Genomic DNA, 21951 nt, shown 5'->3' with positions numbered 1-21951 from the left:
CGAGGCCCGTGGGACGGCCCGCACCGCGGCCGATGCCTAAGCCACGGCGGCGGCGCAACCCGCTCAACCTCCTGGGCTGGGTGCTCTCAATCGTGCTGGTGGGCGCAGTTGTTGTCACGTTGGTGGCGGATGCGCGGCTGACGCGGGTGGATGCGTTGCCGGATGCGCGGATTGCTAATACAGCGGGGACAAACTGGTTGATCGTGGGTTCGGATTCCCGCCAGGGCTTGTCAGAAGAAGACGTGGCGCGGCTAGGGACGGGTGGCGATATTGGTACAGGACGCACCGACGCCATCATGCTGTTCCACATCCCACCGACGGGGAAGGCAACGTTGCTGTCGATCCCACGAGACTCCTATGTGGAAGTCCCTGGTTACGGCTATGACAAGATCAATGCGGCCTTTGCCTTTGGGGGGCCGAAACTGCTCAGTCAGACGGTGGAGAATGCCACGGGTTTGCGGGTGGACCGTTATGCGGAAGTGGGCATGGGAGGTTTGGCAGGTCTGACAGATGTGGTGGGTGGTGTTGAGCTGTGCCCACCAGAACCAATCCAAGACCCGCTAGCCAACCTGGATATTCAGGCGGGCTGCCAAGTGATGGATGGGCCGACAGCGCTGGGGTATGTGCGTACCCGTGCCACGGCGATGGGTGATCTTGACCGGGTGGCTCGTCAGCGGGAATTCCTCGGCGCGTTGATGCACACGGTTGTGTCACCGAAGGTGCTGTTCAACCCGTTCCGGGTGGTGCCATTGGCGTTGAAGGGGAGCAACCTGTTCACCGTGGGCAAGAATGATCACGTGTGGCACCTGGCGCGGCTCGCCCTGGCTATGCGCGGTGGGATTAATACGGAAACGGTGCCCATTTCCCACTTCGCTGACACCGAGGTCGGCAACGTCGCCGTATGGGACGACGCTGCCGCCGGGCAGCTGTTTGGGGGAATGCGGTAGTTACCTGGGGTCGTCGATAGGCGTGGCTCCGGGCACATGATCATTGACGCCGGGAAGCTTATGACGGCCCGTGATGTAAAACATCGCGACGGTGATGATGCTGAACGCGACACCGACGAAAAACGCAACACGGAAGTCCGGCAACCACAGCATGATGCCGAAGGTGAACAGGATGAACGCCACCGCGAAGTACTGGCCGTACGGGAAGAACGGCGTCTTGTACGGTAGGGCGGCGACGTCCTCCGGGGTCATGTGACGGCGTGAGGCCAGGTGCGCCAGGAGGATCATCAACCACACGAAGATGGTGGCAAAGGTGGCCAAGGATGCCACGATTTCGAAGATACGGTCCGGAATGAGAGTGTTGGCCACAACACCGATGACCATGACGGCAATGAGGATCACCGTGGTCATCACCGGGACATCGCGCACCGTCTTAGCCATGATCTTCGGGGCGAAGTGCTGCTTGGCCAGGCCGGTGAGCACGCGACCAGCGCCGAAGAGGTCCGCGTTGATGGCAGACAGCGCGGCAGTGATGACCACGAAGTTAAGCAGGCCAGCAGCCCAATTCACACCCAGGGCAGAGAAGATCTGCACGAAGGGAGACTGGTCGCCGGTGATGGAACGCCACGGGTTGATCATCAGGATGATCAGGATGGACAGCACGTAGAAAAGCAGGATGCGCACCGGCACCGTGTTGATCGAGCGCGGGATTGCCTCCTTCGGGTCCTTGGCCTCCGTACCGGCAACACCGATGATCTCAGTACCACCGAAAGCGAAGAGGACGAGGATGAAGGACGCGATCATGCCCTCAATACCGTTGGGAAAGAAACCGCCATCATTGACCAGGTTGGCGGGACCGGTGGTTTCAGCACTAGACAGGCCGAACGCCAAAACGGCAGCACCGGCAATGATCATGGCAACAACCGCGCCGACCTTGATCACCGTGAACCAAAACTCCAACTCACCAAAGGCTTTAGCACTGGCTATGTTGGCGGCACCGACAACGAGGAGCGCGGCGACAATCCACACCCACCGGGACACGTCGGGGAACCAAAAGCCCATGTAGATACCAATAGCGGTGAGGTCCGCCAGGGCCACAATGACCATCTCAAAAGCGAACATCCAGCCGGTGAGGTAGCCGGCGGCACCACCCATGTGCGCACGGGTGTACTCCGCAAAAGAACCGGTGACAGGATGGCGCACCGCCATCTCACCGAGGGCGCGCAGCATGAAGTACACCACCGCGCCACCAAGCAGATACACCAGCAGCACGGAGGGACCAGCAGCCTGGATGGCGCCTGCCGAACCGTAGAAAAGACCGGTGCCGATGGCGGAGCCCAAGGCGATGAAGTTGAGGTGGCGCGTGTTCAGCCCTTTCGGGCGGTGCTTCAGCGCCTGCGCGGAAGCAGCAGAAGCACCAGAAGCGCCAGAAGCACCAGAAGCAGCAGAATCTGAGGAAGCAGAGTCGGGGGAAAATGCAGTGGACATGAGCGGTTTCTAAATGGTGACCTGGCGGGATTTGATGTTTTCCAGCTGTTTGCGCTCATCCGCGTTCAGCTGGGCGTCTTTGCTGTATTCCTTTTCGATGGCAGCGTTGAGCGTGCTCAGCGCATCGGCGTAGGAGGCGGGTTCCACCGTCGGGTCCAGGTCGAAGACGGGGACGACGAGGCCATGGGTGCGGAAGGTGCCGGCGAACTTGGTGCCTTCACCGAGGTTGAGCTCACCGCGAGCAGCGATGCGGGCTAGGGCGTTGAGGAGCAGGCGCTCATCATCTTCCTGGCGGACCCACCGAATGTGGGCCTTGCCACCACCCGGGTTTACCCACCAGATCGCGCCCGGCAGTTCCGAGGCAACCTGCACCGACGGAATGATCGCATCGTTGGCGCGGGCCAGTGCCTGCTGGATCTGAGGGTTCACGGCGGCTGAGTCAGTGAACCACCAGTTGAAGTCGTCGTGGGTGGTGACGGTGAGGGTCTGGGCAGCGTCGAAAAGCGTGGAGAGCTCTGGCTGCGAACCATCCGCAACGGTGGAGCCGAGCGTGTCACCTGGCTGCGCGTTCACAACCCAGTTGAGGGCGTACGCGAGGTCGCGGCCCGGATTGATGGAGTGGGACTGGACCTGGAGCGCCACCATGCGCTCCCCGCCGTCCTCCTCTGGGCGAACCAGCGCGGCACCGGCGCCTGGCAGCACCGTAGCCAACGTGACCGGGGTGCCGTTGACCTCGATCTTTGCGGTGGCGGACGGCACGAACTCCTGCAAAGCAACAAGGTCCGCCTCAGCGGCAAGACCGGAGTACGGGCGCGGATCCTTCTGCAACGCTGCGCGTTCAGCTGCGCGTGCCGCCAACTTTGCTTGACGGCGGCTCATGCCCTCAGGCAGATCTTCCTTCTTACGGTTCTTTTTGGCCATGCCCACTAGCTTAGTGCGCTAGTTTAATGAGCTGGAGCTACCCTGCAGACACTGGCGTAATGGGGTGCTCGCGGAACACGTCCACTGCCAAGTGGGGCAGGTCCGTGGCAAAGGCATCCACGCCTTTTTCGCGGCACCACAACATGTCCTTGGGCAGGTTGACGGTCCACGTGTATGTTTTCAACCCGCGGTAGCCCAACAGTTCCTGCTTGGATCGGAGGTGCGCCAACGCCGGGCCCACGCCGTAAGGGCGGGAGAACATGGTGTTGTTCTTGTTCCACTTCATCTCCCGCAGGCGGAACAGGTAGAACGTTTCCAAATCAGGCACAACCTGCTTGAAGTACCGCATCGCGGTGTGGGAGAAGGAAATGAGGTGGACGCGCGGGTCCTCCTTCATACCGCGGTACCACAGGGTGCGCACAGTCTGTTCGTCCACTTCAGGGCCGTAGCGGGTGGGGTGTTTCGTTTCAATGTAGATGTGCTTGTCCGGGTAGTCCTCGAGGAGGTCCAGCAATTCGTCCAGAAGCATGATCTGCTGCGGGTCTTCCTTGGTGCCAAAGTTGAATGTGCGGATGTGCTCAAAATCCATCTTGGCAATGCGCCCAGCTCCGTCGGAGGTCCGGTTGATAAAGGGGTCGTGGTGGACCACCAGTCGGCCATCGCGCGTGAGCCGCACGTCGCATTCAATGCCGTGCACCCCATCAAGTTTCAATGCTTCCTCAAAGGAACGCAGTGTGGATTCTGGGTACAACCCGGACATTCCACGGTGGGCGATGATGTGCGGGTCCGGCTTCAACATCATGTCTGCCAGGGTAGGCCCGACTCCCGGATAAGGCGACCGCACACCGGGTAAATCACCGAACTATCACGCGTTGTTCACCTTCTGCTCACCGCATGTCTTCTTCATTTGCCACAATGGACCATATGTTCACATCTCCGCGGAATGCCCTTAAACGGTTGCGCCCTCACCGCAAGCGTGCCGTGCGCGCACCGTTGTATGCCATGGAACTGTTCGCTGACTTGACGCCGATGGTGCGGATGTCCGGTTTGCGGCGTTTACCGGAGAACTTCACGGCGGGCATTTTGGGCGCGGAAGTTGCTGCGTGGGGCGCTATTTCGCCGTCGCTTTTGCCGCACCCGTGGTGGGTGACCACGGCGAATGTGGCTATTTGTCAGGCCGCTGGTCACACGGTGGGCGTGGGTGCCGCCAATCTGGTGACCAGTATCAGCGATGCGGCTGGGTTATCCGGGCTGCGCCGTTTCCGCGACAAGAGCGCGCCGTTTGTGCAGCTCGCCATGGGCACCGTCACGGTGGGCACGTATCTCGCAGCTGCTTTACGACGTTCTGAGCACGAACGCCTCGTCGACGACCCCCACCAGCGGGGCCCTTTGCAAACCTTGGCGGGCATCGCCCTTGGTTCACTGGGTTATGGCGCTTTGCTGCTGGTCGGTGAAGGTATCCAGATGTCCACGGAGCGCTTCAACCGCCAGCTGCGCCGCTGGATGCCGCCAATGGTGTCCTGGCCGTTAGCCGTGGCAGGTATGAGTGCGCTGGGGGCCGTGCTGACAGACAAGGTGGTCATCCGCCAGATCCTCAACACTGCGTACCGCAAGGCGGATGCCCTTGACCGTGAGTTCCTGCCCGGCGCGGCTAAGCCCCGGGAGAAGGAACGCTCGGGTTCCCCTGCCTCCCTGGAGAAGTGGAAGTACCTAGGCCGACAAGGGCGCGCCGTGGTGGCGGGCGGGCCACGCTCACACGATATTGCCACCGCGCTTGATGTTCCGTCCTCCCAGGTTAAACAGCCGATCCGTGTGTTCATTGGGTTGCGGGACCGCACGCCCGAGCACCAAGCCGAGATGGCTCTGCGGGAGATGGACCGCACCAATGCGTGGTCCCGCAAGCGTATCGCCGTGATGAGTGCCGCCGGCACCGGCTGGATCAGTGACTTCCACACGTCCAGCTTCGAGTTCCTCAGCCAGGGCGACTGCGCCATCGTGGCCATGCAGTACTCTTTCATGCCCTCGGCCTACTCCTATGCCTCAGACCGTGAAGTACCTGTCCGCAGTGCACAAACTCTGCTCAAAGCCGTCCAAGAACGCTTGGCTGCCATGCCGAAAGACAAACGCCCGCTCCTTTATATAGGTGGGGAATCCCTCGGCGCTTACGGCCTGACCGATTCGTTCTCCACCCCAGATGAGCTCATCACCAGCACCGACGGCGGAGTTTTCACCGGCGCTCCCGGCTTTGCCCGCAATATTGCTGAGCTCACACGCCGGCGTGACCTAGGCAGCCCCCAGCGTCTCCCCGTTGTAGACGGCGGACGCCACGTCCGATTCACCGCACACCCGGACCACCTGCACCACACCTTCGATGGCTCCGCCTACGAACAAGACTGGGAATTCCCCCGCACCGTTTTTGCCCAACACGCCTCCGACCCGGTGGTGTGGTGGGACTGGCGCCTCTTTGTCAGCCAACCTGATTGGCTGCGTGAGCCTGGTTCCCGTGGTATCAAGGCTCCAGCCGCCCAGCATGTTGACGTACCGCAATCATTGCGGTGGATGCCCTTCATCACCGGCTGGCAGGTGGGTGTGGACCAGTTGATTTCCCTCAACCCACCCGGCGGCCACGGGCACCAGTACCACCGCGAAACGGTGGCTTATTGGAATGCCGTGCTGGACACCTGTTTTTCCGAAGACGTGATCGACCGGATCCATGACTGGATCAGGCACGACTCCACCCGCCTGCGTGCCACCGCCGCTGGCGCAGCCAAGGAGTCCGCGAAAGAAACCTTCGGCGCGGATTAGATCCCGCAGGCCACCCCGGTGGAGTGATGCGGGCAGTACCCATTGGGAACTTTATGTAGGTACTGCTGGTGCTCTTCTTCCGCTAGGTAATAGTCCACGCCGCTGGCTACCTCCGTGGTGATCGCCCCATACCCAGCATCTTTCAGCGCTTTGCCGTACTCCGCGACCCACCCGCGGATGAGTTCCGCCTCCTTGTCCGCATCAGGTCCGGTGGTATAAAACGCGGACCGGTACTGCGTCCCCACATCATTGCCTTGGCGGAAACCCTGGGTTGGGTCATGTGCCTCCAGCGCGATCTTCACCAGTTCTTTCAGGCTGACCTGCTCGGGGTCATACACCACCTCAACCAACTCAACGTGGTTCGTGGCACCGGAGCACACCTCCCGGTATGTCGGATTCGGGGTCACACCACCGCCATAGCCCACGGATGTGGACTCCACGCCCGGGGTCTGCCAGTAGATCTTCTCCGCACCCCAGAAGCACCCAATGCCCACTAGCAGGCGCTTTTGTCCTTCGCGCCACGGGCCAGTGATCGGTGTCCCCAACACTGCGTGCGGGCGGGGGCTAGCCAGCACTGGTTCCGTCCGGCCGGGCAGAGCCTCATCAGGGTCCACGAGCTGCGGGGTGCGTCCAAAGAAGAAAACCATGCCCCTATTTTTATCGGATCGTGCCGAGAAATCTGACCATTTCATACTTTCGCCGCCACAAACACCCAGGTCGTCCGGGCGGATTGGCAGGCAGAATCGAGCGCTTCCACCGACCCCAAAACCCGTTTTTGGGTTTTTGCCTATCATGGGCCGAGTAAGAGCAAACCCAGAGGAAAGGTTTACCAATGGCTGTTTACGAACTTCCTGAACTTCCGTACGCTTACGACGCTTTGGAGCCGCACATCTCTGCCGAGATTATGGAGCTGCACCACAGCAAGCACCACGCCACCTACGTGGCTGGCGCCAACGCTGCACTGGAGGCGCTGGAGGCAGAGCGTAACGGTGACGCCAACCCGGACAAGCTGCGTGCACTGTCCAAGAACCTCGCGTTCAACCTGGGCGGCCACACCAACCACTCCGTGTTCTGGAAGAACATGTCCCCGAACGGTGGCGGCACACCGGAAGGTGAGCTCGCCGAGGCTATTAACCGTGACTTCGGCTCCTTCGAGGCCTTCCAAAAGCACTTCGAGGGTGTCGCTCTGTCCCTCCAGGGTTCTGGTTGGGCAGTGCTTGGCTACGACAAGATCGCTGGCCGCCTAGTCATCCAGCAACTGACCGATCAGCAGGGCAACATCTCCGTTGACTTCACTCCGGTTCTCATGCTGGACATGTGGGAGCACGCTTACTACCTGCAGTACAAGAATGTGAAGGCTGATTATGCCAAGGCATTCTGGAACGTTGTCAACTGGGATGATGTTGCAGAGCGTTTTGCTAAGGCTTCTGCTTAACGTCGGCCCCCGCCGCCCACTAGCGGCGAAATGAAAGGGACCGCCACTACCCAGAATGTGGCGGTCCCTTCACGTTTTCCCGGCGCTGGAGGAATCCGGGAAAACGCAACCTGATTTTCGCAACGAGATTCGGTTCACCCGATCTCGATAGCAAGTATAGGTAAGGCTGCCCTAAGAACACAAGACCTTTTGAGAAATATTTTGTGAGGTGTCTATGCGGGAGGGGATCCGGAAAGGTACCCCGGAGTACCGTCGCGCTTCATTTGCCCTGCTTTTCGCAGGTCTCGCCATTTTTAATGCCCTGTACGCAACCCAGGCACTACTGCCGGTGTTCACCTCCGAACTGGGAATGACGGAGGGGCAAGCCGCGTGGACTGTCTCCGCGGCAACGGGCGGCCTGGCTCTGTGTGTCATCCCGGCATCGATCCTCTCCGAGCGTTTTGGGCGTGGCAGGGTTCTCATCGTCTCCGCGTTGCTAGCCACCACGGTTGGTCTGGCGCTCCCCTTGGCGCAGTCAGCTAACCAGCTCATCATCATGCGCTTCATCCAGGGTTGTCTCATCGCGGGCACCCCGGCGGTGGCCATGACGTGGATCGCGGAGGAGATTGATTCTCGCGATGCTGCTCGCGCGATGGGGCTCTACGTCGCTGGCAATTCCATCGGCGGTCTGCTGGGGCGCCTCATCCCCTCCTTCGCCATGGAAGTCACTACGTGGCGGTGGGCAATGTTCGCGGGTGCTGCAACGGCCCTGACCTTCACGCTCATCATGTGGGCTTTACTCCCGGTGCAGCAGCGTTTCACGCCGAAAAGACTCAACCCCCGCAATGAAGTCACTGCGATGCTGCGCCACCTGACCAACCGCCACCTCGTGGGGCTCTATGCCACCGCGTTCTTGGGCATGGGCATGTTTGTCTCCGTGTACAACATGTTTGGGTTCCGCGCGGTAGAGCACTTTGGCTTGCCGACGGCCCTCGCCGGCCTCGTCTACCTCATGTACCTCTCCGGTACGTGGTCCTCCGCCAGGGCCGGCAATTATGTGCAGCGGGTCGGGCGCGGGCGAGTTTTGGTGATTGCCTCTGCCCTTATGTTCCTCGGTGCAACCACCCTGATGAGCGGCAATCTGTGGTTGACGCTGGTCGGCTTGTTGTTATTCACCGCGAGTTTCTTCGCCCTACACTCGGTGGCTTCTGGCTGGGTGGGGCAGGTAGCCACGCGGGACCGCGCGGAAGCGTCGAGTGCGTACGTGTTCTTCTACTACGTCGGCTCCTCCGCCTTGGGCGCTGCCACGGGCCTGTTATTCCAGCACACCGGCTGGCGCGGCTTCATCGCAGCGATTGCCGGTGTGTCGGCAGTGCTGGCAGCTATCGCCGTGTGGCTGGCTGTCACCGTGAAGCGCTCACCCCACATCCGCTCAGCCCAGTGAGTGAAGCCGCGGAATCCCCGGCGCGCCGGCGCTGAGGAAGTGGCGTACGGCGGCGGTAGCGCGACAGTCATCCTCGTTATACCGAAGGAGGGTATCGCGGGCGCTGATACTGCCAAAGCGAGCTTCGCGGCGTAACGCCACGGACCGCTCTCCATCCATATCCGCATCCTCCCATTCAAAGCCGGCGACGGGTGCCACGACTTTCAGCCCGAGACCTTCCGTGCCCACGAGGTGGCGGCGGACGGAAACGAAGACGTCAACCCATTCGTCGGAGGCAATGAAGGCGCGGACCGCGGCCTCATCGATGGAGGCGAAACGGCGCGCAGACGCCATGAGCCAGTGGTTTTCCCCGCCCGCCGCGTAGCAGTAGGCGCGGAAGGTTTTACCCTCCGCGTGGGCGGTAGTGCGGGTGGCTTGCAACCACGACCAGAAGGCGAGGAAGTTGGTCTCCTCGGCTGCGCTGTCAGCGCCGACGTCCTCCCACGTGGCAAAAGCACGGTATGTAGTCCCATCAAAAGCACCCCACAGATAGGCGCCCTGGTCAAGATAGGCCTCCACGTCCACGTCGATTTCTACGTCCGCGCGCAACTCCGCCGGTGGCGTGAAATCCGTGCGCGCCAACACCGGGATCCCCTCACGCCAGGCGCGCGCAATCCGGCTAGTCTCACCCAGACCAGCACCGATAGCCTTTTCGACGGTCCCAATCCCCTCCTCCCGCAACACCCCCGCCTTCTGTCCCGGGAACACCAGCGAAATGTCATCCATCGCCTTCAGCTCGGGTTCACACAACGCCCAGTAGCGGCAGCTCGCGCACTGTTTGAGGCGCGACGGCTGCGTCGGGGTTGGCTGCGCCAGCGCAGTTCGCAGCGGCTCCACGTAATTTAACGGATCAACCAGGTAGGCGCGTTCACGGTCTTGGCCGATGGCGGCGGCGGTGCCGGCCGAGTGTACGTCGAGAAGCACATGCGCGAGTGCCACGCGATAACCATCGACCGTGTGGTGGCGTAGTTTCGCATGAGTCTCGATCGGGGTGCCCAAGCCGAGGCGACGCGTAGGCACGAAACTCGCCGTGTGCGTGGAGGCAGGGCGCGCAACGCGATGATTCGACACAACCACCGGCATATACGTGCCATCATCCTGACGCACGAGGATATCCACCTCGGCGAGCACCGGCACACCATCAATCCTGCCGGTCAGCGCCCCATCCACGATCAACGTCGTGCGATCCTTGATGGCGGCGCGCGTGGCGGCCTCGCGCTCGTCGATAGGCAAGGCTGGGTCGAGATGAACCGCCGAGAACGATTTTCTGCGCCCATCCCCCACCGCCCGACGCCTCGGCAGAAGCCCGAACACCGCCGCACGCCCGGCATCCACCTGGGGCTGGCGCTCCAATGCTTCCGGAAGCGGCGGGACAGCAGGATGGCTCAAACGCTGCCGCAGACGATACCTACACCCCACGAGGTCGCTCGCCCGCACAAGCGTTGTCTCATCACGATCCATTCTTTCCACCGCCACCAAGCCTAACGGCACAACATGGGTAAAGTTGAACCGAAGAATCAAAAGCAAACACACCTGGAGCAGGAGGCACACCCATGGGACTATTTGAATCCATCCGCAAAGCCCGCGCCAAAACCAAAGCAGAAATCAAGGCAGCTGAAGCAAAAGCCCGCCAGCTAGCCAAAGAAGAAGCCAAAGCCGATAAGCACACCGCCAAGCTGCTGGACCGTGCAGAAAAGCGCCTAATTAAAGAAGAAAAGAAAGGCCTAAAACGCAAGCAAAAGCACGAAGCGCAGCTGGCAAAGACCGAACTTAAAAAAATCGAGGAATCCGGCCTGACCAAGAAAAAAGCCAAACAGCTCGTGGGCGCTTCCCGCATCCTCATCCCCGTGCTGATCCCGCTGGTCTACCGTGGCCTGACCGCATGGCAGGAGAACCAGACCAATCAGCGTTCCCGCGCAGCAGGTCTGCCCACGACACCATCCGGAAACTTCTCCAACCAAGGCACAGAACTCAAGGGACGCGTCCAGGCCATCCGCCAGAAGGTGCGCAATGAAGATGTACTGAGCGAAAAATTCCGTAGCGACGTCTTGGCACGCCTAGATGGATTGACAGCCGCCGTGCAGAACTCCGAGCGTATGAATGACCCGCAGCGTCGCGTCGCCCAAGACACCATTGACCGGGATATCAACAAGCTAACGGCGGAAATTCAGTCCAAACTCGCCGGTAGGTAAAACTGACTACAACGACTGGTAGCAGCATTTTTGGCTCAGAATTACCCCGCTCGCAAGGAAGTCACCCAGTGCTTGAGCGATTAGGATCAAACTCCGCTTGCTCAATCCCAAGTAAATAGCGTGCATGTCTGCGTAAATAATAAAGACTATTTCCTGGATTTATCCGTCGCGAGCCTTATCCGCTTCAGCAAAGCACTCAGCCCGCCCATTGTTGTGTCTTATGGCTGCGATGTTGTCGCTGCTGCTGCCTGAGTGCCTGCGCTCCGGGCACCGCGTCCCGGTCGCCGCACCGCAATGACCTCGTTGCAGTCATCGCGTTGCAGCCACCTTGCCCCGGTCAGTCTTTTGGTTGCCGGGGCTTTGTGCATTGATGGGCCGGCTTGACGATCCGGGTTGGATTATCCGGTTTGACGACGCGGTTTGACTATCGCCCTGAATCACGATCAGCGACCTGGGGTTTCGCCCCGCGGCGATCACTATTGTCAAACCGAACCACACTGCCTGTTTTTGGGCATGCCGAAAGGCCAGCTATCGCTGGCTTTCGGTATGTGGTGTGTGGTGGCCGGTTTATCTGCCGTCTACCTGCCGTAGAGGAGCGTCATCGCTCCGTAGGGGTGGACGGTATTAGCCACGAGGTGCCCGCGGGGTGATCTCCAGGTTGGTGTGCCCAGGATGTTCTCTACCCGGCCGCGGTGGGATTTGGCGGGGTCATCGTCGTTGGTTCTGTTGTGATACCTGCACAACATCGCCAGGTTATCCATATTGGTGTGCCCACCTTTCGACCAGGCACGGATGTGGTGGACTTGGCAGTTATCAGCAGCATGCCGGCACTCCGGTACCGGGCAGGTCGGCAGTGTGGCCCGTGCCAGGTCACGTTGTTTACGGTTGGCGAACCGTTGCGTGTCATACAGGTTGACCGCACCTTCCTGCGGGTGGAATAACGCCACCTCCAACTCGGCCCCGTGGTGCTGCGTCAGGTAGTCCGCACCGGTGATCGTCGTGCCATCGGTTAACCCCAGGATGGTGTCGTCGCCGTCACCGCCGATGATGGTGATGTAGTCCGGCAGTGGGACCAGGATCAGCGGGCGGGGCACAGCAGGTGCCACAGCTGGGGCAACAGAAGCCGGGGTTGTGGCTTCGTTGTCCTCGTTGGGGCGCAGACCGAGCATCGTCATGAATGTTTCGTACATCTGCGGGCCCGCAGGACCATCCCCCAGGCCCTGGCGTGAGGCGTACTCGATAGCTGCAGCGTCTTCTTCCCTAGCCGTGATGATGATAGGGCGCCTCTTTTTACGTGAGCGCCCAAACCCCAACGTTGGTTCCGCGGCGGGTTTGTCCACCTCCGGGACGATGGTCTTCGCCCGACGCTGAAGCGTTGCATAATCCCCCGGGACGGAAAGCAACGCCAAACGCAGGTCCCATCTCTGACCGGGGTTGGTAACCTCGGTCAGACGTGTCTCGATGTAGGCAAGTTGATCCAAGGACTTCTGCGTGGACCGAGCTACCTTGATCGCGTTGGCTTGTTTACGGGTGAACGTCGTCTTCCCGTAGTAGACCGCGTGGAGCTTGGTCCATTCGCGAACACGAGCAGGGCTGCAGCCAGCATCGATAAGCACCTGGGCATCAAAGGATGCCAAGGTCTCAATCGGGTTCGTTAAACCCGCCACCAGCGCTGCAAAAGGATTCATGCCGGCAACGCTAAACCCAAACCCGCAAACACGCGAGAAGGGCCTGAAAATCCTGTGGATAACCGGAAAAACGATCCACAGGGTGCGCACACTGAAGCGCGCGCAGGAGACCGAAGAACAGCGAAAACGGACCGGTTCCCTGCAAACCGAAAAAACTTCCAGACACTTGGCGCGGAATCAACCGGGCAGTCGATGCTCGATGCTCGAGGATTAGAAAACTACAGCACTCCCTGCTCTCGCGCCGATGCCACGGCGGAGGTGCGGGAGCGTACCCCCAACTTGTCGTAGATGTGCACGAGGTGGGATTTCACCGTTGCCTCGGAGAGCATAAGCTGCTGGCCGATTTCGCGGTTGGAGGATCCGTCGGCGACGAGCTGGAGTACCTCTAGCTCACGCGGGGTTAGGGAGGATCGCGGGGCGCGGTCACGGGTTTGGAGGCGGTCGCGGACCATCGGTGACATTGCTGGATCGCCCTTGGCGGTGGAGCGAACTGCGGCGAGTAGTTCCTCCGGGGGTGCGTCCTTGAGCAGGTAGCCAACGGCACCGGCCTCGATGGCGCCGAGGATATCCACGTCGGTGTCATAGTTGGTCACCATGAGCACTTTGGGCGGGTTGTCCATGGTGGCGCGGATTTCGCGGGTGGCGTCTGCACCCGTCGTCAAGCGGGCGCCTTGGGCGCCGGGGCCGAAGCGGAGGTCCATTAGGATCACGTCGATGCCACCTGCTTGGGCGGTGGCAATGGCTCCTTCGGCGGTGGCGACTTCGCCGACGACGATGATGTCATCGGCTTCTTCCAACACGGCGCGAAGGCCTAGGCGGACAATTTCGTGGTCATCCGCAAGCAAGACGCGAATCATGTATCCTCCTCAATCTTTTGGTTGATAGTACCACTATCAGGTATGGCGACAGACACTGCGGTCGGTCCACCAGGTGTGGATTCCACCACGAGCTCACCGCCAAGTTCAGCTGCGCGGGTACGCATGGCATCAATGCCAATGTGCCCCAGGCCGCTGGGGCGCTGGGGGGCGGCACCTACATCAAAACCACGCCCATTATCTACCACGTCCAGACGGATCTCATCCGGTGCAAAGGTGAGCGTCACCCGGGACTTCGTCGCGCCGGCGTGTTTGACCACGTTGCTCATCGCGCCCTGGGCGATGCGGAGCAGACCTGCTTCAAGGCGCATGGGCAATTGGCGGGGGTCACCGTCAGTGGTGATTTCAAATTCCACGTCGCCGGCATAGCCAAAGGAAGCAGCAATCCGCTCAAGTGCCTCGGGGAGGGAGGTCTCCGATAGTGGCGCGGGGGTCAAGGCAGCAATCATCGCACGGGTTTCCGCCAGGTTGTCGGAGGCAGACCGGCGCGCGACTTCGATGCGGCGCAGGGGGGCGGCCAATTCTTCGTCGGTAAGCGATGTTTTTTCTAGGTCGCGCTCGGCGGCGTGCAGCAGCATCTGGATTGAGGACATGGATTGTGCAACCGTGTCATGTATTTCGTGTGCGAGGCGCTGACGTTCCTGCACAACTCCCGCTTCACGTTCTTTGAGCGCGAGGGCTTTCTGTGTGGTCACCAGTTCCTCAATGAGTTCCTCGCGCTCTGCACTCACGCGCGCAATCACGTTGAATGCGTACGTGATCAGCACGACCACCAGCGCAGACACCGCCGGGCCCATCACGCCGCCGAATGTGAGGCCACGCGGCACCTGGAAGAGGATCGAGATGGCCAGCATGACCACTACGCCGATGACACCAACCCAGTTACTAAACGCCCGCATGTACAGGAAAAACAGGGTAAACACCCAGTACACAGCGATAGGTGTGAACATCATGGCAACAACCCACACACCGCTTAAGCCCGCTAGCCAGAGGAAGCGTCCGGTGGGGTTGAGGTCCCGCATGTTCATCGCGCCGAAGAAGTACATGAAGCTAAACACAGCGATGAGCAGCACAAGCACCGCGCCCTGCTCCAGGTTCATCTGCACAACGCCGCCGAGGGAGACGAGCAAAATAGCCACCGTTAGCGCCGCAATGCCCGTATCCAGAGCACGGTTGACGGGTGGTGGGGCGGACTCATTCAAGGCGGTTACCATGGAAGGCATGTGGAGGAGCCTACCCGTTGTTTTACTATTCACCGCCGTTGCCTTAGCTGGGTGCGCGCCAAATGAGACGTCGCAAGAAAGCAGTGAGCTTATCGACGTCCCCTCAACCTCCCCCATCTCCCTTCCCCCCGAAGAACCCCTGAGCACCACCCCGGGCCCCTGCCCGTATCTGGATGTGGGGTTTGTGGAGCAGGCCAATGGCCAGCGCGTGACCGGGACTGGCACCGATGATCGTTTCGATCCCCCGGCTTGTGTGTTTTTGACCTACGGCGATGAGCCACAATTGGAGGTCACGGTCCACCACACTGGCTCTGTTGCCGAGGCCCGCGCCGTGGTTGATCGTGCCGCCCCGGTTGATTCCACCTCCCTAGCGGACAGCCCTGCCGGCTGGTCCGGGGGTCGCTCCGGGGGTGAGGACGGCGCCATCTACGCCGTATCCAAGGAAACTGTTGCCGTAGTTGTGCGCAGCAATCAAGCCGAGTCCGTGAAGGCCCAGGCAGTGGCGGAGGAAGCGATTACCAACCTTGACCTATAGCTGTAGTGACGTCGTTGTACGGCATCATGGTGGCCACCCAGGGGAACACCACTTCCATGAGCAGGAAGAACAGCGCAGTAAGCACCACGAGGGTGATCAGGAGTTTCAACGGAAATGGCCCGGGCAGGGCGTTCCACAGTGCGCGGTACATAGCGGTTACCTCTTCGGAGTCATATCGGTTTGGATGGCGTGGATGATCATGCGTTCTGCGTTGGAGAACTGCGGATGGCACGTGGTCAGGGTGAGCACAGGCAACAGGTCTGGTGATTCCGCAGAGTCATTGCGCCCCGGATGCGGTGCCACAACCCCAACATCCGAGGGGAGGGTGATGTGCCGGCCTTGCACTCCCGCGTAATCGCCCGATGCTACGCGGTCCAGCATTGGTCCCGACAGGCACCCAGCTAGTTCCGCACGACGAGCCTCAGCGGAACCAGCCTCCACGGGCAGCAACCGGTACGTGATCGTGCTGTCACGGGTTTCCACCACAATCTCATCACACGCCTTCAACCGGCCCAGATCATTAAAAGGTGCCCCTTTACCCACGCGGTGCCCAGCCAAAGCGAAATTGCCGGGCACACCCGGCATCTGGCTTTCAGAGTAGTGGCCCGGACCCGTCAACAACGAGGCGTCATCAGTGCCTTCCACCACTGCATACTGGTAATCCGGCCCGAAAGCGGGGATGCGCAGCACGGCAAAAGCGTCGCCGATGGCGGGGGTGTGGTTGGTGCGGGGGTTACTCCAATCGTCGATAAGCTGCTCTTGTGCATGGCTCTGCTTGCGGCCGGCATCAAGGTTCGTCCAGTACGCCTCATAGAACGCGAACAACAACAACACGACACCAAAGGTGAGCAGCACTTCACCGATCACCTCTTGCGCGCGGACTTTTCGGCGAGGCGCATCCACGGTATTCCCCGTCATAGAAGACATGACCTAACATTAACGCAGCAACAACTAGTCGTGACTATTTGAGGAGAGACGAAGGCCCATGATCGAAGCATTCGTCTACCCCGTGTCAGCGGTAATGAAGTTCTGGCACTGGCTTCTCGCCGACATTTTCACAGTCTCCCCTGACACCGCCTGGGTACTTTCTATCGTGCTTCTCGTGGTCACAGTGCGCGGCTTTTTGGTCCCCTTCAACTGGTCCATCTTCAAATCCACGCGCGTTATGCTCATGATGCGCCCCGAACAGGCCCAACTAGAAAAACAGTACGGCGAATCCCTCGACGCGAACGACATTGAAGCGCACGAAAAAGCACTGAAAAAACTAAACAAAGACTACGGCTACAACCCCCTGACAGGCTGTATCCCGCCACTCATCCAACTTCCCTTCATCCTCGGCCTCTACCGCCTCCTGCTATGGATGTCCGTGCCCGAAAACGGCCGCACCGGCACCAACATTGGCCTGCTCACCCCCGATGACATCGCCGGATTCCTCCAAGCCTCCTTCCTCGGTGTGCCACTGCCTGCCTACGTGAGCATGAGCCAAGAACAATTCGCGGCACTAGGCACCACCAGCCCCGAAGTCCGCGCAGTGGCAATGCCAATGCTCATCAGCGCCATCATCTTCACCACATTCAACACCTTCGTCTCACAGCTACGCTCGCGTGTCCACCTAGATTGGGACGCCCCGATGTCCGTCAAGATGTACAACCTCATGTGGTGGATGCTCTTTGTCATCCCCGTCATCCTGGGTGTCGCCGGCACCACCGGCCTCATCCCAATCGCCCTGCTCATGTACTGGTTCCTGGGTAACCTTTGGACACTCATCCAAACGATCATCCTGTGGTGCGCCCTGTGCGTCCGCTTTCCCCTTGAAGATCAGCACCTCGACCACATCCTGAACACCCGCAGCGCCATCACCGCGCCCCGCAAGTTACGCCGCCGCCGCCTCCTCGCCGCCCTGAAGCGCCCATGGACCATCTTCCGCGTTCACCGCAAGAACAAACAAGTAGAGAAAACAGAAAAACTCGAACGCAAAGAGAAGAAAACGCACCAAAAATCCATGGCCAAGCAAAAACGCAAGGTTCAATCTGAAAAGCGCAAAGCGGAACGCCAAAAACGGAAGGAAGAAGCCGAAACTAAATTGAATAATCCGGCGGCGGAACCGACAACATCTGACGCGCCAGATCCTTCGCCGTAATCAACGGACCCTGATCTCGGCTGATTCGCGCACCCGTCATACCACCATCAAGGAAGATCAGCAGCTGGCTCGCCTGCTCACCAGAAGGGTAGCCGTTCTTCTTGTTCAGAAGCTCCGTCATCGTGCTGTGCATCCACTGGCGGTGTGCCACACACGTGGCCACGATCTCTCGCTCCGAATCCGTTTCCGGCCGCGGATATTCGGCAGCGGCGTTAATGAAAGGGGAACCGCGGAAATCCTTCGCCGGTTCCTCCTCAATAGCCAAGTCAAAAAACGCCAGGATCTTTGAATCGGCGTCAATCATCGTGGCGGTCATCTCCCGCCAGCGAGCCCGATACTGCTCATCCAACTGCTCGAGATAAGCAATAACCAGGTTGTCCTTCGAGCCCAATAGGGAATAAAGCGAAGCCTTGGCTACATCGGCTTCACGCAAGATCCGGTCAATACCGATGACGCGGATGCCTTCCTCCGTGAACAGTTTCGTCGCCGCATCCAAAAGACGCTGCCGTGGGCTTGGCCGGTTGCGGCGACGATTGGTTGTCTTCTTCTTCGAAGTGGGGGCGTTGTCCTGGGTCACGCCCCTCAATATAGACAAACCGGTACGTTCATTCAACGGGAAGGTAGAAAAACAGGTTCCTAATTGCGCTTACCAGAAACCTTATTCAGAATCCACAGCACAAGAACCGCACCGAAGATACAGGTCAGGAAACTAAAGAACCAGCCCTTGCTCTGAACATCAACAAAGAAGGAAAGAATCCAACCACCCAATAGACCACCGACAATACCGGCGACAATATTAGCGATAACGCCCATCGACGCATCCCGGTTCATAATCATCGAAGCAATCCAGCCAGCGATGCCGCCGAGGACGATCCAAGCAATGAAACCCATAGAAAGAGTCATTATCAGTACTCCTTAAATACCCAATACTATTTTGCGCTCCGCTTGGAGAGAATGCTCCAAAACGGACTGACTACCCCAGTGTGCCATCAAAAAAGAAACCGTGGGCAACGGATCACCCACGGTTATATAACGTTTCAGCTTTATAGCCGGTCAAACGCCTGTTGCGAATCCTCTATTGCGGCAGAATCTCCGGACGCACCACCATCATCGGACACGGAGCAGCCTGGAGCAGCGCACGGGACGTGGAACCAAGCAGCATGCCCTTGAAACCACCACGGCCATGAGAACCAGTGATGAGCAACTGCGCCTTCTCCGCCTGATCCACCAAGGCACGAACCGGACGGTCACGCGTAATCACCTTGGTCACTTTCACATCAGGGTACTTCTCCAACAGCGGCGCAAGAGCAGCATCGAGCTTTTGCTCACGCTCCTCCTCGAAACGCTTCCACTGGTTATCCCCCAAGATGGCGCCAGAGACAGGCTCATGCACCTGATTCTCCAGATACGTATGCACAGCAACCAGCTCTGCACCACGGGCCTGTGCTTCCTCAAAAGCCACCTTGGTTGCCTTTGCAGAAACCTCAGAGCCATCCACACCCACGACCACAGGGCCGTACTTGGTCTCATCGGTCACCGCATTGTCCTCGCGCACCACCACAACCGGGCAGGACGCGTGAGACACCACAGCAGCAGACACGGAACCCAGCACCATGCCGGACAAGCCACCCAGGCCACGGGAACCCATCACGATCATGATGGCCTGCTTCGACATATCCAGCAGCATGTCAATCGGGGAGCCCTCAACCACCGTGTGGCCGATTTCCAAATCAGGAGCAACCTCGAGGGCTAGTTTCTTTGCCTCCTCGATTTTGTGGAGGCATTCGTTCTGCAAATCGTCGAAAAGCTCCTGCGGTGGAACCATGCCCTCCGCATACAGGAACTGCGGCATCGTATATGACGACGCCAAACGCAGCGGCACCCCTCGCTTCTTCGCAGTGTTCGCCGCCCAACGGACGGCGTTATTCGACGGATCCCCGCCATCAACAGCGACGACAACGGCCTTTTGCTGGGTCATGAGCATGCCTTTCCGCTACAGCTTGAATGTGCATAAACACCGAACACCACCCATTGTAGCGCCGGCCACGACAACCGCTTTCGAGCTAGCGAGGAATCTCAATCTCATGTGCCGCGGGCGCGTTTGCCGGGTACAGAATCGTGTACAGATTCCACAAGAGATCGGCAATGATCTTGCCAATCCCGTCGCTGAAAAACTGAGAAAGCTGGGCAACAATCACATCAAGGTTCATGTGGAATAAATTAGTACATGTGAAGGACATACGGAAGCAGAACACCCACCCACCTTTGCCACCCCGCAATGGACTTGGTGCAACACGCGCCCGCGTCCCGGACGGTGAGCCTATTAAAGCCTGGGACTTTGTCTGGCATCTGATATCCACCCAACGGCACAGACACCCCGACGACAATGAGGATGCCGTAACCGAAAGATTCAAGGAAGCAGAGGTCGTTTACGCCGACTCCACTCCGGTCGACCCCGATCAAAAACTTGAGCCCGGAACAGACATCTACTTCTACCGTCGTCCGGCCCCTGAGACCCGCGTCCCGTATTCCATCCGCACGGTCTATGAGGACAGCGGCATCCTCGTCGTGCACAAACCCCCCTTCCTGGCCACCATGCCGCGCGCTTCCCACATCACGGAGAACGTCACCGTGCGTTTGCGTCGCGCCACTGGAAATGAGGAGCTCACACCCGCACACCGTCTGGACCGAATGACCGCTGGGCTGCTGCTCCTGACCAAGCGCGCCTCCTTGCGCGGCGCCTACCAGGAACTCTTCGCGCGACGCGAGGTGGACAAGCTCTATGAGGCAATTGCCGACGACAAAGGCCTCACCCCCACCACCTGGGAACACCACATTGAAAAGCACGAGGGCGAACTAGCCGCCCACATCATTCCCGATGCGGAATCCAACGCCCTGACGTATCTCAACGCGGTGGAGCCCCTCCCTGACAGCCCAGGATCTGCGCGCTACCTGCTTCAACCCGTGACCGGGCGAACCCACCAGCTGCGCGTCCAGATGAATATCGCTGGCGTTCCCATCCACGGTGACGGCGTGTACCCCGAACTGTTACCAGCCGCCGGCGAAGACTTCGGCAAACCCATGATGCTCACCGCCGTCGCACTCGCTTTCCGCGATCCCGTAAGCAAGCTTCCACGCTGCTTTACGACGAGCGGCTACTCCCACCTGCCCCTTCCCGAACCCCTGTTCCGGTGAAGCCCGGAAACAAGAATTAACGCGGCTTCCGCCACTGTGTGGTGTGGTGGGTGCCGCGTTGGTGTTATGGAGTTGTTTGTTTGTGTTTTTAGGTCGGCGGTAACTTACTCTCCCACACCCTCCCGGGTGCAGTACCATCAGCGCGGGTGGGCTTAGCTTCCGGGTTCGGAATGGGACCGGGCGTTTCCCCACCGCTATCAACCACCGACACACTTTTGGGGTTGGTGTCATGGTGACCAGTAATGTGTGGTCGGTATGTACTTGTTTTGTTTGTGTTCTGACATCTGTGGTGTGTCAGATACTGCATAGTGGACGCGAGCGGCGTGTACACGTATGTGTGTGTTGGCCGATTTGGTTGTTTGTTGTTTGGTGTATTAGTACCAGTCACCTTCGCACGTTACGGTGCTTCCAGATCTGGCCTATCAACCCAGTAGTCTGCTGGGAACCTATGAAACCTCATCTTGAAACAGGCTTCCCGCTTAGATGCTTTCAGCGGTTATCCCTTCCGTACGTAGCCAACCAGCGATGCTCCTGGCGGAACAACTGGCACACCAGAGGTACGTCCGTCCCGGTCCTCTCGTACTAGGGACAGCTTTTCTCAAGTTTCAACGCGCGCGGCGGATAGAGACCGAACTGTCTCACGACGTTCTGAACCCAGCTCGCGTGCCGCTTTAATGGGCGAACAGCCCAACCCTTGGGACCTACTCCAGCCCCAGGATGCGACGAGCCGACATCGAGGTGCCAAACCATCCCGTCGATATGGACTCTTGGGGAAGATCAGCCTGTTATCCCCGGGGTACCTTTTATCCGTTGAGCGACACCACATCCACAAGTAGGTGCCGGATCACTAGTCCCGACTTTCGTCCCTGCTCGACTAGTCAGTCTCGCAGTCAAGCTCCCTTGTGCACTTACACTCTTATCACCTGATTGCCAACCAGGCTGAGGGAACCTTTGGGCGCCTCCGTTACATTTTGGGAGGCAACCGCCCCAGTTAAACTACCCACCAGGCACTGTCCCCAACCCAGATCATGGGCCAAGGTTAAGA

The 21951-nt window shown here is 59.6% G+C and carries 22 protein-coding genes and 2 rRNA genes; 8 read left to right on the top strand and 16 right to left on the bottom strand.

Going from position 1 to position 21951, the window contains the following annotated elements:
* On the top strand, nucleotides 1-947 hold a 947-nt coding region (locus tag F4V54_RS07115), incomplete at its 5' end, for an LCP family protein (RefSeq protein ID WP_249041253.1).
* Here the strand turns inward: F4V54_RS07115 and F4V54_RS07110 are convergent.
* From F4V54_RS07110 to F4V54_RS07100, 3 genes are read right to left on the bottom strand one after another with little or no spacing between them, the layout of a single operon-like run.
* On the bottom strand, nucleotides 948-2435 hold the full coding sequence (locus F4V54_RS07110; protein ID WP_150386699.1) for an amino acid permease: 1488 nt from the start codon (nucleotides 2433-2435) through the stop codon (nucleotides 948-950).
* Nucleotides 2436-2444: 9 nt separating this feature from the next.
* Nucleotides 2445-3356, bottom strand: a complete 912-nt coding sequence (locus tag F4V54_RS07105) for a DUF5926 family protein (RefSeq protein WP_034665159.1) — start codon at nucleotides 3354-3356, stop codon at nucleotides 2445-2447.
* Nucleotides 3357-3393: 37 nt separating this feature from the next.
* The gene (locus F4V54_RS07100) at nucleotides 3394-4158 is read right to left on the bottom strand and encodes a glycerophosphodiester phosphodiesterase family protein (RefSeq protein WP_102724452.1); all 765 of its coding nucleotides are present in this window, start codon (nucleotides 4156-4158) and stop codon (nucleotides 3394-3396) included.
* Between the two features lie 122 nt (nucleotides 4159-4280).
* On the opposite strand from F4V54_RS07100, the gene F4V54_RS07095 reads away from it, so the two are divergent.
* On the top strand, nucleotides 4281-6161 hold the full coding sequence (locus F4V54_RS07095) for an alpha/beta-hydrolase family protein (protein ID WP_249041252.1): 1881 nt from the start codon (nucleotides 4281-4283) through the stop codon (nucleotides 6159-6161).
* On the opposite strand, the gene msrA is transcribed toward F4V54_RS07095, so the two are convergent.
* On the bottom strand, nucleotides 6158-6808 hold the full coding sequence (gene msrA / locus F4V54_RS07090; RefSeq protein WP_150386697.1) for a peptide-methionine (S)-S-oxide reductase MsrA: 651 nt from the start codon (nucleotides 6806-6808) through the stop codon (nucleotides 6158-6160). The genes F4V54_RS07095 and msrA overlap by 4 nt on opposite strands.
* Before the next feature lie 185 nt (nucleotides 6809-6993).
* Here msrA and F4V54_RS07085 point away from each other — a divergent pair, with 185 nt between their 5' ends.
* A complete protein-coding gene (locus tag F4V54_RS07085; protein ID WP_102724450.1) occupies nucleotides 6994-7596 on the top strand; it encodes a superoxide dismutase in 603 nt (200 codons plus the stop codon).
* 214 nt (nucleotides 7597-7810) lie between these two features.
* A complete protein-coding gene (locus F4V54_RS07080) occupies nucleotides 7811-9019 on the top strand; it encodes an MFS transporter (protein WP_034665095.1) in 1209 nt (402 codons plus the stop codon).
* On the opposite strand, the gene F4V54_RS07075 is transcribed toward F4V54_RS07080, so the two are convergent.
* On the bottom strand, nucleotides 9008-10519 hold the full coding sequence (locus F4V54_RS07075; RefSeq protein WP_150386701.1) for a TM0106 family RecB-like putative nuclease: 1512 nt from the start codon (nucleotides 10517-10519) through the stop codon (nucleotides 9008-9010). The genes F4V54_RS07080 and F4V54_RS07075 overlap by 12 nt on opposite strands.
* A 92-nt stretch (nucleotides 10520-10611) precedes the next feature.
* On the opposite strand from F4V54_RS07075, the gene F4V54_RS07070 reads away from it, so the two are divergent.
* Nucleotides 10612-11250 (top strand): DUF6474 family protein, encoded by a 639-nt coding sequence (locus F4V54_RS07070; protein WP_034665093.1) that lies wholly within the window; start codon nucleotides 10612-10614, stop codon nucleotides 11248-11250.
* Between the two features lie 578 nt (nucleotides 11251-11828).
* Here the strand turns inward: F4V54_RS07070 and F4V54_RS07065 are convergent.
* The 3 genes from F4V54_RS07065 to F4V54_RS07055 all read right to left on the bottom strand — a co-directional run bounded on the left by F4V54_RS07065 (nucleotide 11829) and on the right by F4V54_RS07055 (nucleotide 15036).
* The gene (locus tag F4V54_RS07065; RefSeq protein WP_150386696.1) at nucleotides 11829-12938 is read right to left on the bottom strand and encodes an HNH endonuclease signature motif containing protein; all 1110 of its coding nucleotides are present in this window, start codon (nucleotides 12936-12938) and stop codon (nucleotides 11829-11831) included.
* 218 nt (nucleotides 12939-13156) lie between these two features.
* Complete coding sequence (locus tag F4V54_RS07060) at nucleotides 13157-13795, bottom strand: LuxR C-terminal-related transcriptional regulator (RefSeq protein WP_034666274.1); 639 nt, start codon at nucleotides 13793-13795, stop codon at nucleotides 13157-13159.
* Nucleotides 13792-15036, bottom strand: a complete 1245-nt coding sequence (locus tag F4V54_RS07055) for a sensor histidine kinase (RefSeq protein WP_102724551.1) — start codon at nucleotides 15034-15036, stop codon at nucleotides 13792-13794. The genes F4V54_RS07060 and F4V54_RS07055 overlap by 4 nt, the downstream gene beginning before the upstream one ends.
* Between F4V54_RS07055 and F4V54_RS07050 the strand changes: the two genes are divergently transcribed.
* A complete protein-coding gene (locus F4V54_RS07050) occupies nucleotides 15035-15571 on the top strand; it encodes a DUF2020 domain-containing protein (protein WP_034666276.1) in 537 nt (178 codons plus the stop codon). The genes F4V54_RS07055 and F4V54_RS07050 overlap by 2 nt on opposite strands.
* On the opposite strand, the gene F4V54_RS11465 is transcribed toward F4V54_RS07050, so the two are convergent.
* A complete protein-coding gene (locus F4V54_RS11465; RefSeq protein ID WP_170253124.1) occupies nucleotides 15552-15722 on the bottom strand; it encodes a hypothetical protein in 171 nt (56 codons plus the stop codon). The genes F4V54_RS07050 and F4V54_RS11465 overlap by 20 nt on opposite strands.
* A gap of 5 nt (nucleotides 15723-15727) precedes the next feature.
* Nucleotides 15728-16489 (bottom strand): class E sortase, encoded by a 762-nt coding sequence (locus F4V54_RS07045; RefSeq protein WP_150386700.1) that lies wholly within the window; start codon nucleotides 16487-16489, stop codon nucleotides 15728-15730.
* Between the two features lie 67 nt (nucleotides 16490-16556).
* Between F4V54_RS07045 and yidC the strand changes: the two genes are divergently transcribed.
* Entirely contained in the window at nucleotides 16557-17711 is a 1155-nt protein-coding gene (yidC, locus tag F4V54_RS07040) for a membrane protein insertase YidC (RefSeq protein WP_034666279.1), read from the top strand.
* Here the strand turns inward: yidC and F4V54_RS07035 are convergent.
* The 4 genes from F4V54_RS07035 to F4V54_RS11460 all read right to left on the bottom strand — a co-directional run bounded on the left by F4V54_RS07035 (nucleotide 17650) and on the right by F4V54_RS11460 (nucleotide 19921).
* Complete coding sequence (locus F4V54_RS07035; RefSeq protein ID WP_034666280.1) at nucleotides 17650-18288, bottom strand: TetR/AcrR family transcriptional regulator; 639 nt, start codon at nucleotides 18286-18288, stop codon at nucleotides 17650-17652. The genes yidC and F4V54_RS07035 overlap by 62 nt on opposite strands.
* 59 nt (nucleotides 18289-18347) lie before the next feature.
* Entirely contained in the window at nucleotides 18348-18614 is a 267-nt protein-coding gene (locus F4V54_RS07030; RefSeq protein WP_034666282.1) for a GlsB/YeaQ/YmgE family stress response membrane protein, read from the bottom strand.
* Between the two features lie 172 nt (nucleotides 18615-18786).
* Complete coding sequence (locus F4V54_RS07025; protein WP_150386695.1) at nucleotides 18787-19689, bottom strand: universal stress protein; 903 nt, start codon at nucleotides 19687-19689, stop codon at nucleotides 18787-18789.
* An 85-nt stretch (nucleotides 19690-19774) separates the two neighbouring features.
* The gene (locus F4V54_RS11460; RefSeq protein ID WP_170253123.1) at nucleotides 19775-19921 is read right to left on the bottom strand and encodes a hypothetical protein; all 147 of its coding nucleotides are present in this window, start codon (nucleotides 19919-19921) and stop codon (nucleotides 19775-19777) included.
* On the opposite strand from F4V54_RS11460, the gene F4V54_RS07020 reads away from it, so the two are divergent.
* Nucleotides 19920-20906 carry a pseudouridine synthase gene (locus F4V54_RS07020; RefSeq protein ID WP_102724546.1) on the top strand — a complete coding sequence of 329 codons (987 nt, stop codon included), beginning with the start codon at nucleotides 19920-19922 and terminating at the stop codon, nucleotides 20904-20906. The two genes, F4V54_RS11460 and F4V54_RS07020, sit on opposite strands and share 2 nt — an antisense overlap.
* A gap of 91 nt (nucleotides 20907-20997) precedes the next feature.
* Here the strand turns inward: F4V54_RS07020 and rrf are convergent.
* Nucleotides 20998-21115 (bottom strand): 5S ribosomal RNA (gene rrf, locus F4V54_RS07015).
* A gap of 145 nt (nucleotides 21116-21260) precedes the next feature.
* Nucleotides 21261-21951, bottom strand: a 23S ribosomal RNA gene (locus F4V54_RS07010); the annotation flags it as partial.

The sequence above is a fragment of the Corynebacterium tuscaniense genome (genome assembly GCF_008693065.1).
GTDB classification, from domain to species: Bacteria; Actinomycetota; Actinomycetes; order Mycobacteriales; family Mycobacteriaceae; genus Corynebacterium; species Corynebacterium tuscaniense.
This window is presented reverse-complemented; position numbering and strand designations above follow the sequence as displayed.

Bases quoted from the DNA above. Each gene is read 5' to 3' on its own strand.
- F4V54_RS07110 (WP_150386699.1), bottom strand. From the start codon at position 2,435: ATGTCCACTGCATTTTCCCCCGACTCTGCTTCCTCAGATTCTGCTGCT.
- F4V54_RS07105 (WP_034665159.1), bottom strand. From the start codon at position 3,356: ATGGCCAAAAAGAACCGTAAGAAGGAAGATCTGCCTGAGGGCATGAGC.
- F4V54_RS07100 (WP_102724452.1), bottom strand. From the start codon at position 4,158: ATGATGTTGAAGCCGGACCCGCACATCATCGCCCACCGTGGAATGTCC.
- F4V54_RS07095 (WP_249041252.1), top strand. From the start codon at position 4,281: ATGTTCACATCTCCGCGGAATGCCCTTAAACGGTTGCGCCCTCACCGC.
- msrA (WP_150386697.1), bottom strand. From the start codon at position 6,808: ATGGTTTTCTTCTTTGGACGCACCCCGCAGCTCGTGGACCCTGATGAG.
- F4V54_RS07085 (WP_102724450.1), top strand. From the start codon at position 6,994: ATGGCTGTTTACGAACTTCCTGAACTTCCGTACGCTTACGACGCTTTG.
- F4V54_RS07080 (WP_034665095.1), top strand. From the start codon at position 7,811: ATGCGGGAGGGGATCCGGAAAGGTACCCCGGAGTACCGTCGCGCTTCA.
- F4V54_RS07075 (WP_150386701.1), bottom strand. From the start codon at position 10,519: ATGGATCGTGATGAGACAACGCTTGTGCGGGCGAGCGACCTCGTGGGG.
- F4V54_RS07070 (WP_034665093.1), top strand. From the start codon at position 10,612: ATGGGACTATTTGAATCCATCCGCAAAGCCCGCGCCAAAACCAAAGCA.
- F4V54_RS07065 (WP_150386696.1), bottom strand. From the start codon at position 12,938: ATGAATCCTTTTGCAGCGCTGGTGGCGGGTTTAACGAACCCGATTGAG.
- F4V54_RS07060 (WP_034666274.1), bottom strand. From the start codon at position 13,795: ATGATTCGCGTCTTGCTTGCGGATGACCACGAAATTGTCCGCCTAGGC.
- F4V54_RS07050 (WP_034666276.1), top strand. From the start codon at position 15,035: ATGTGGAGGAGCCTACCCGTTGTTTTACTATTCACCGCCGTTGCCTTA.
- F4V54_RS07055 (WP_102724551.1), bottom strand. From the start codon at position 15,036: ATGCCTTCCATGGTAACCGCCTTGAATGAGTCCGCCCCACCACCCGTC.
- F4V54_RS11465 (WP_170253124.1), bottom strand. From the start codon at position 15,722: ATGTACCGCGCACTGTGGAACGCCCTGCCCGGGCCATTTCCGTTGAAA.
- F4V54_RS07045 (WP_150386700.1), bottom strand. From the start codon at position 16,489: ATGACGGGGAATACCGTGGATGCGCCTCGCCGAAAAGTCCGCGCGCAA.
- yidC (WP_034666279.1), top strand. From the start codon at position 16,557: ATGATCGAAGCATTCGTCTACCCCGTGTCAGCGGTAATGAAGTTCTGG.
- F4V54_RS07030 (WP_034666282.1), bottom strand. From the start codon at position 18,614: ATGACTCTTTCTATGGGTTTCATTGCTTGGATCGTCCTCGGCGGCATC.
- F4V54_RS07025 (WP_150386695.1), bottom strand. From the start codon at position 19,689: ATGACCCAGCAAAAGGCCGTTGTCGTCGCTGTTGATGGCGGGGATCCG.
- F4V54_RS07020 (WP_102724546.1), top strand. From the start codon at position 19,920: ATGTGGAATAAATTAGTACATGTGAAGGACATACGGAAGCAGAACACC.
- F4V54_RS11460 (WP_170253123.1), bottom strand. From the start codon at position 19,921: ATGAACCTTGATGTGATTGTTGCCCAGCTTTCTCAGTTTTTCAGCGAC.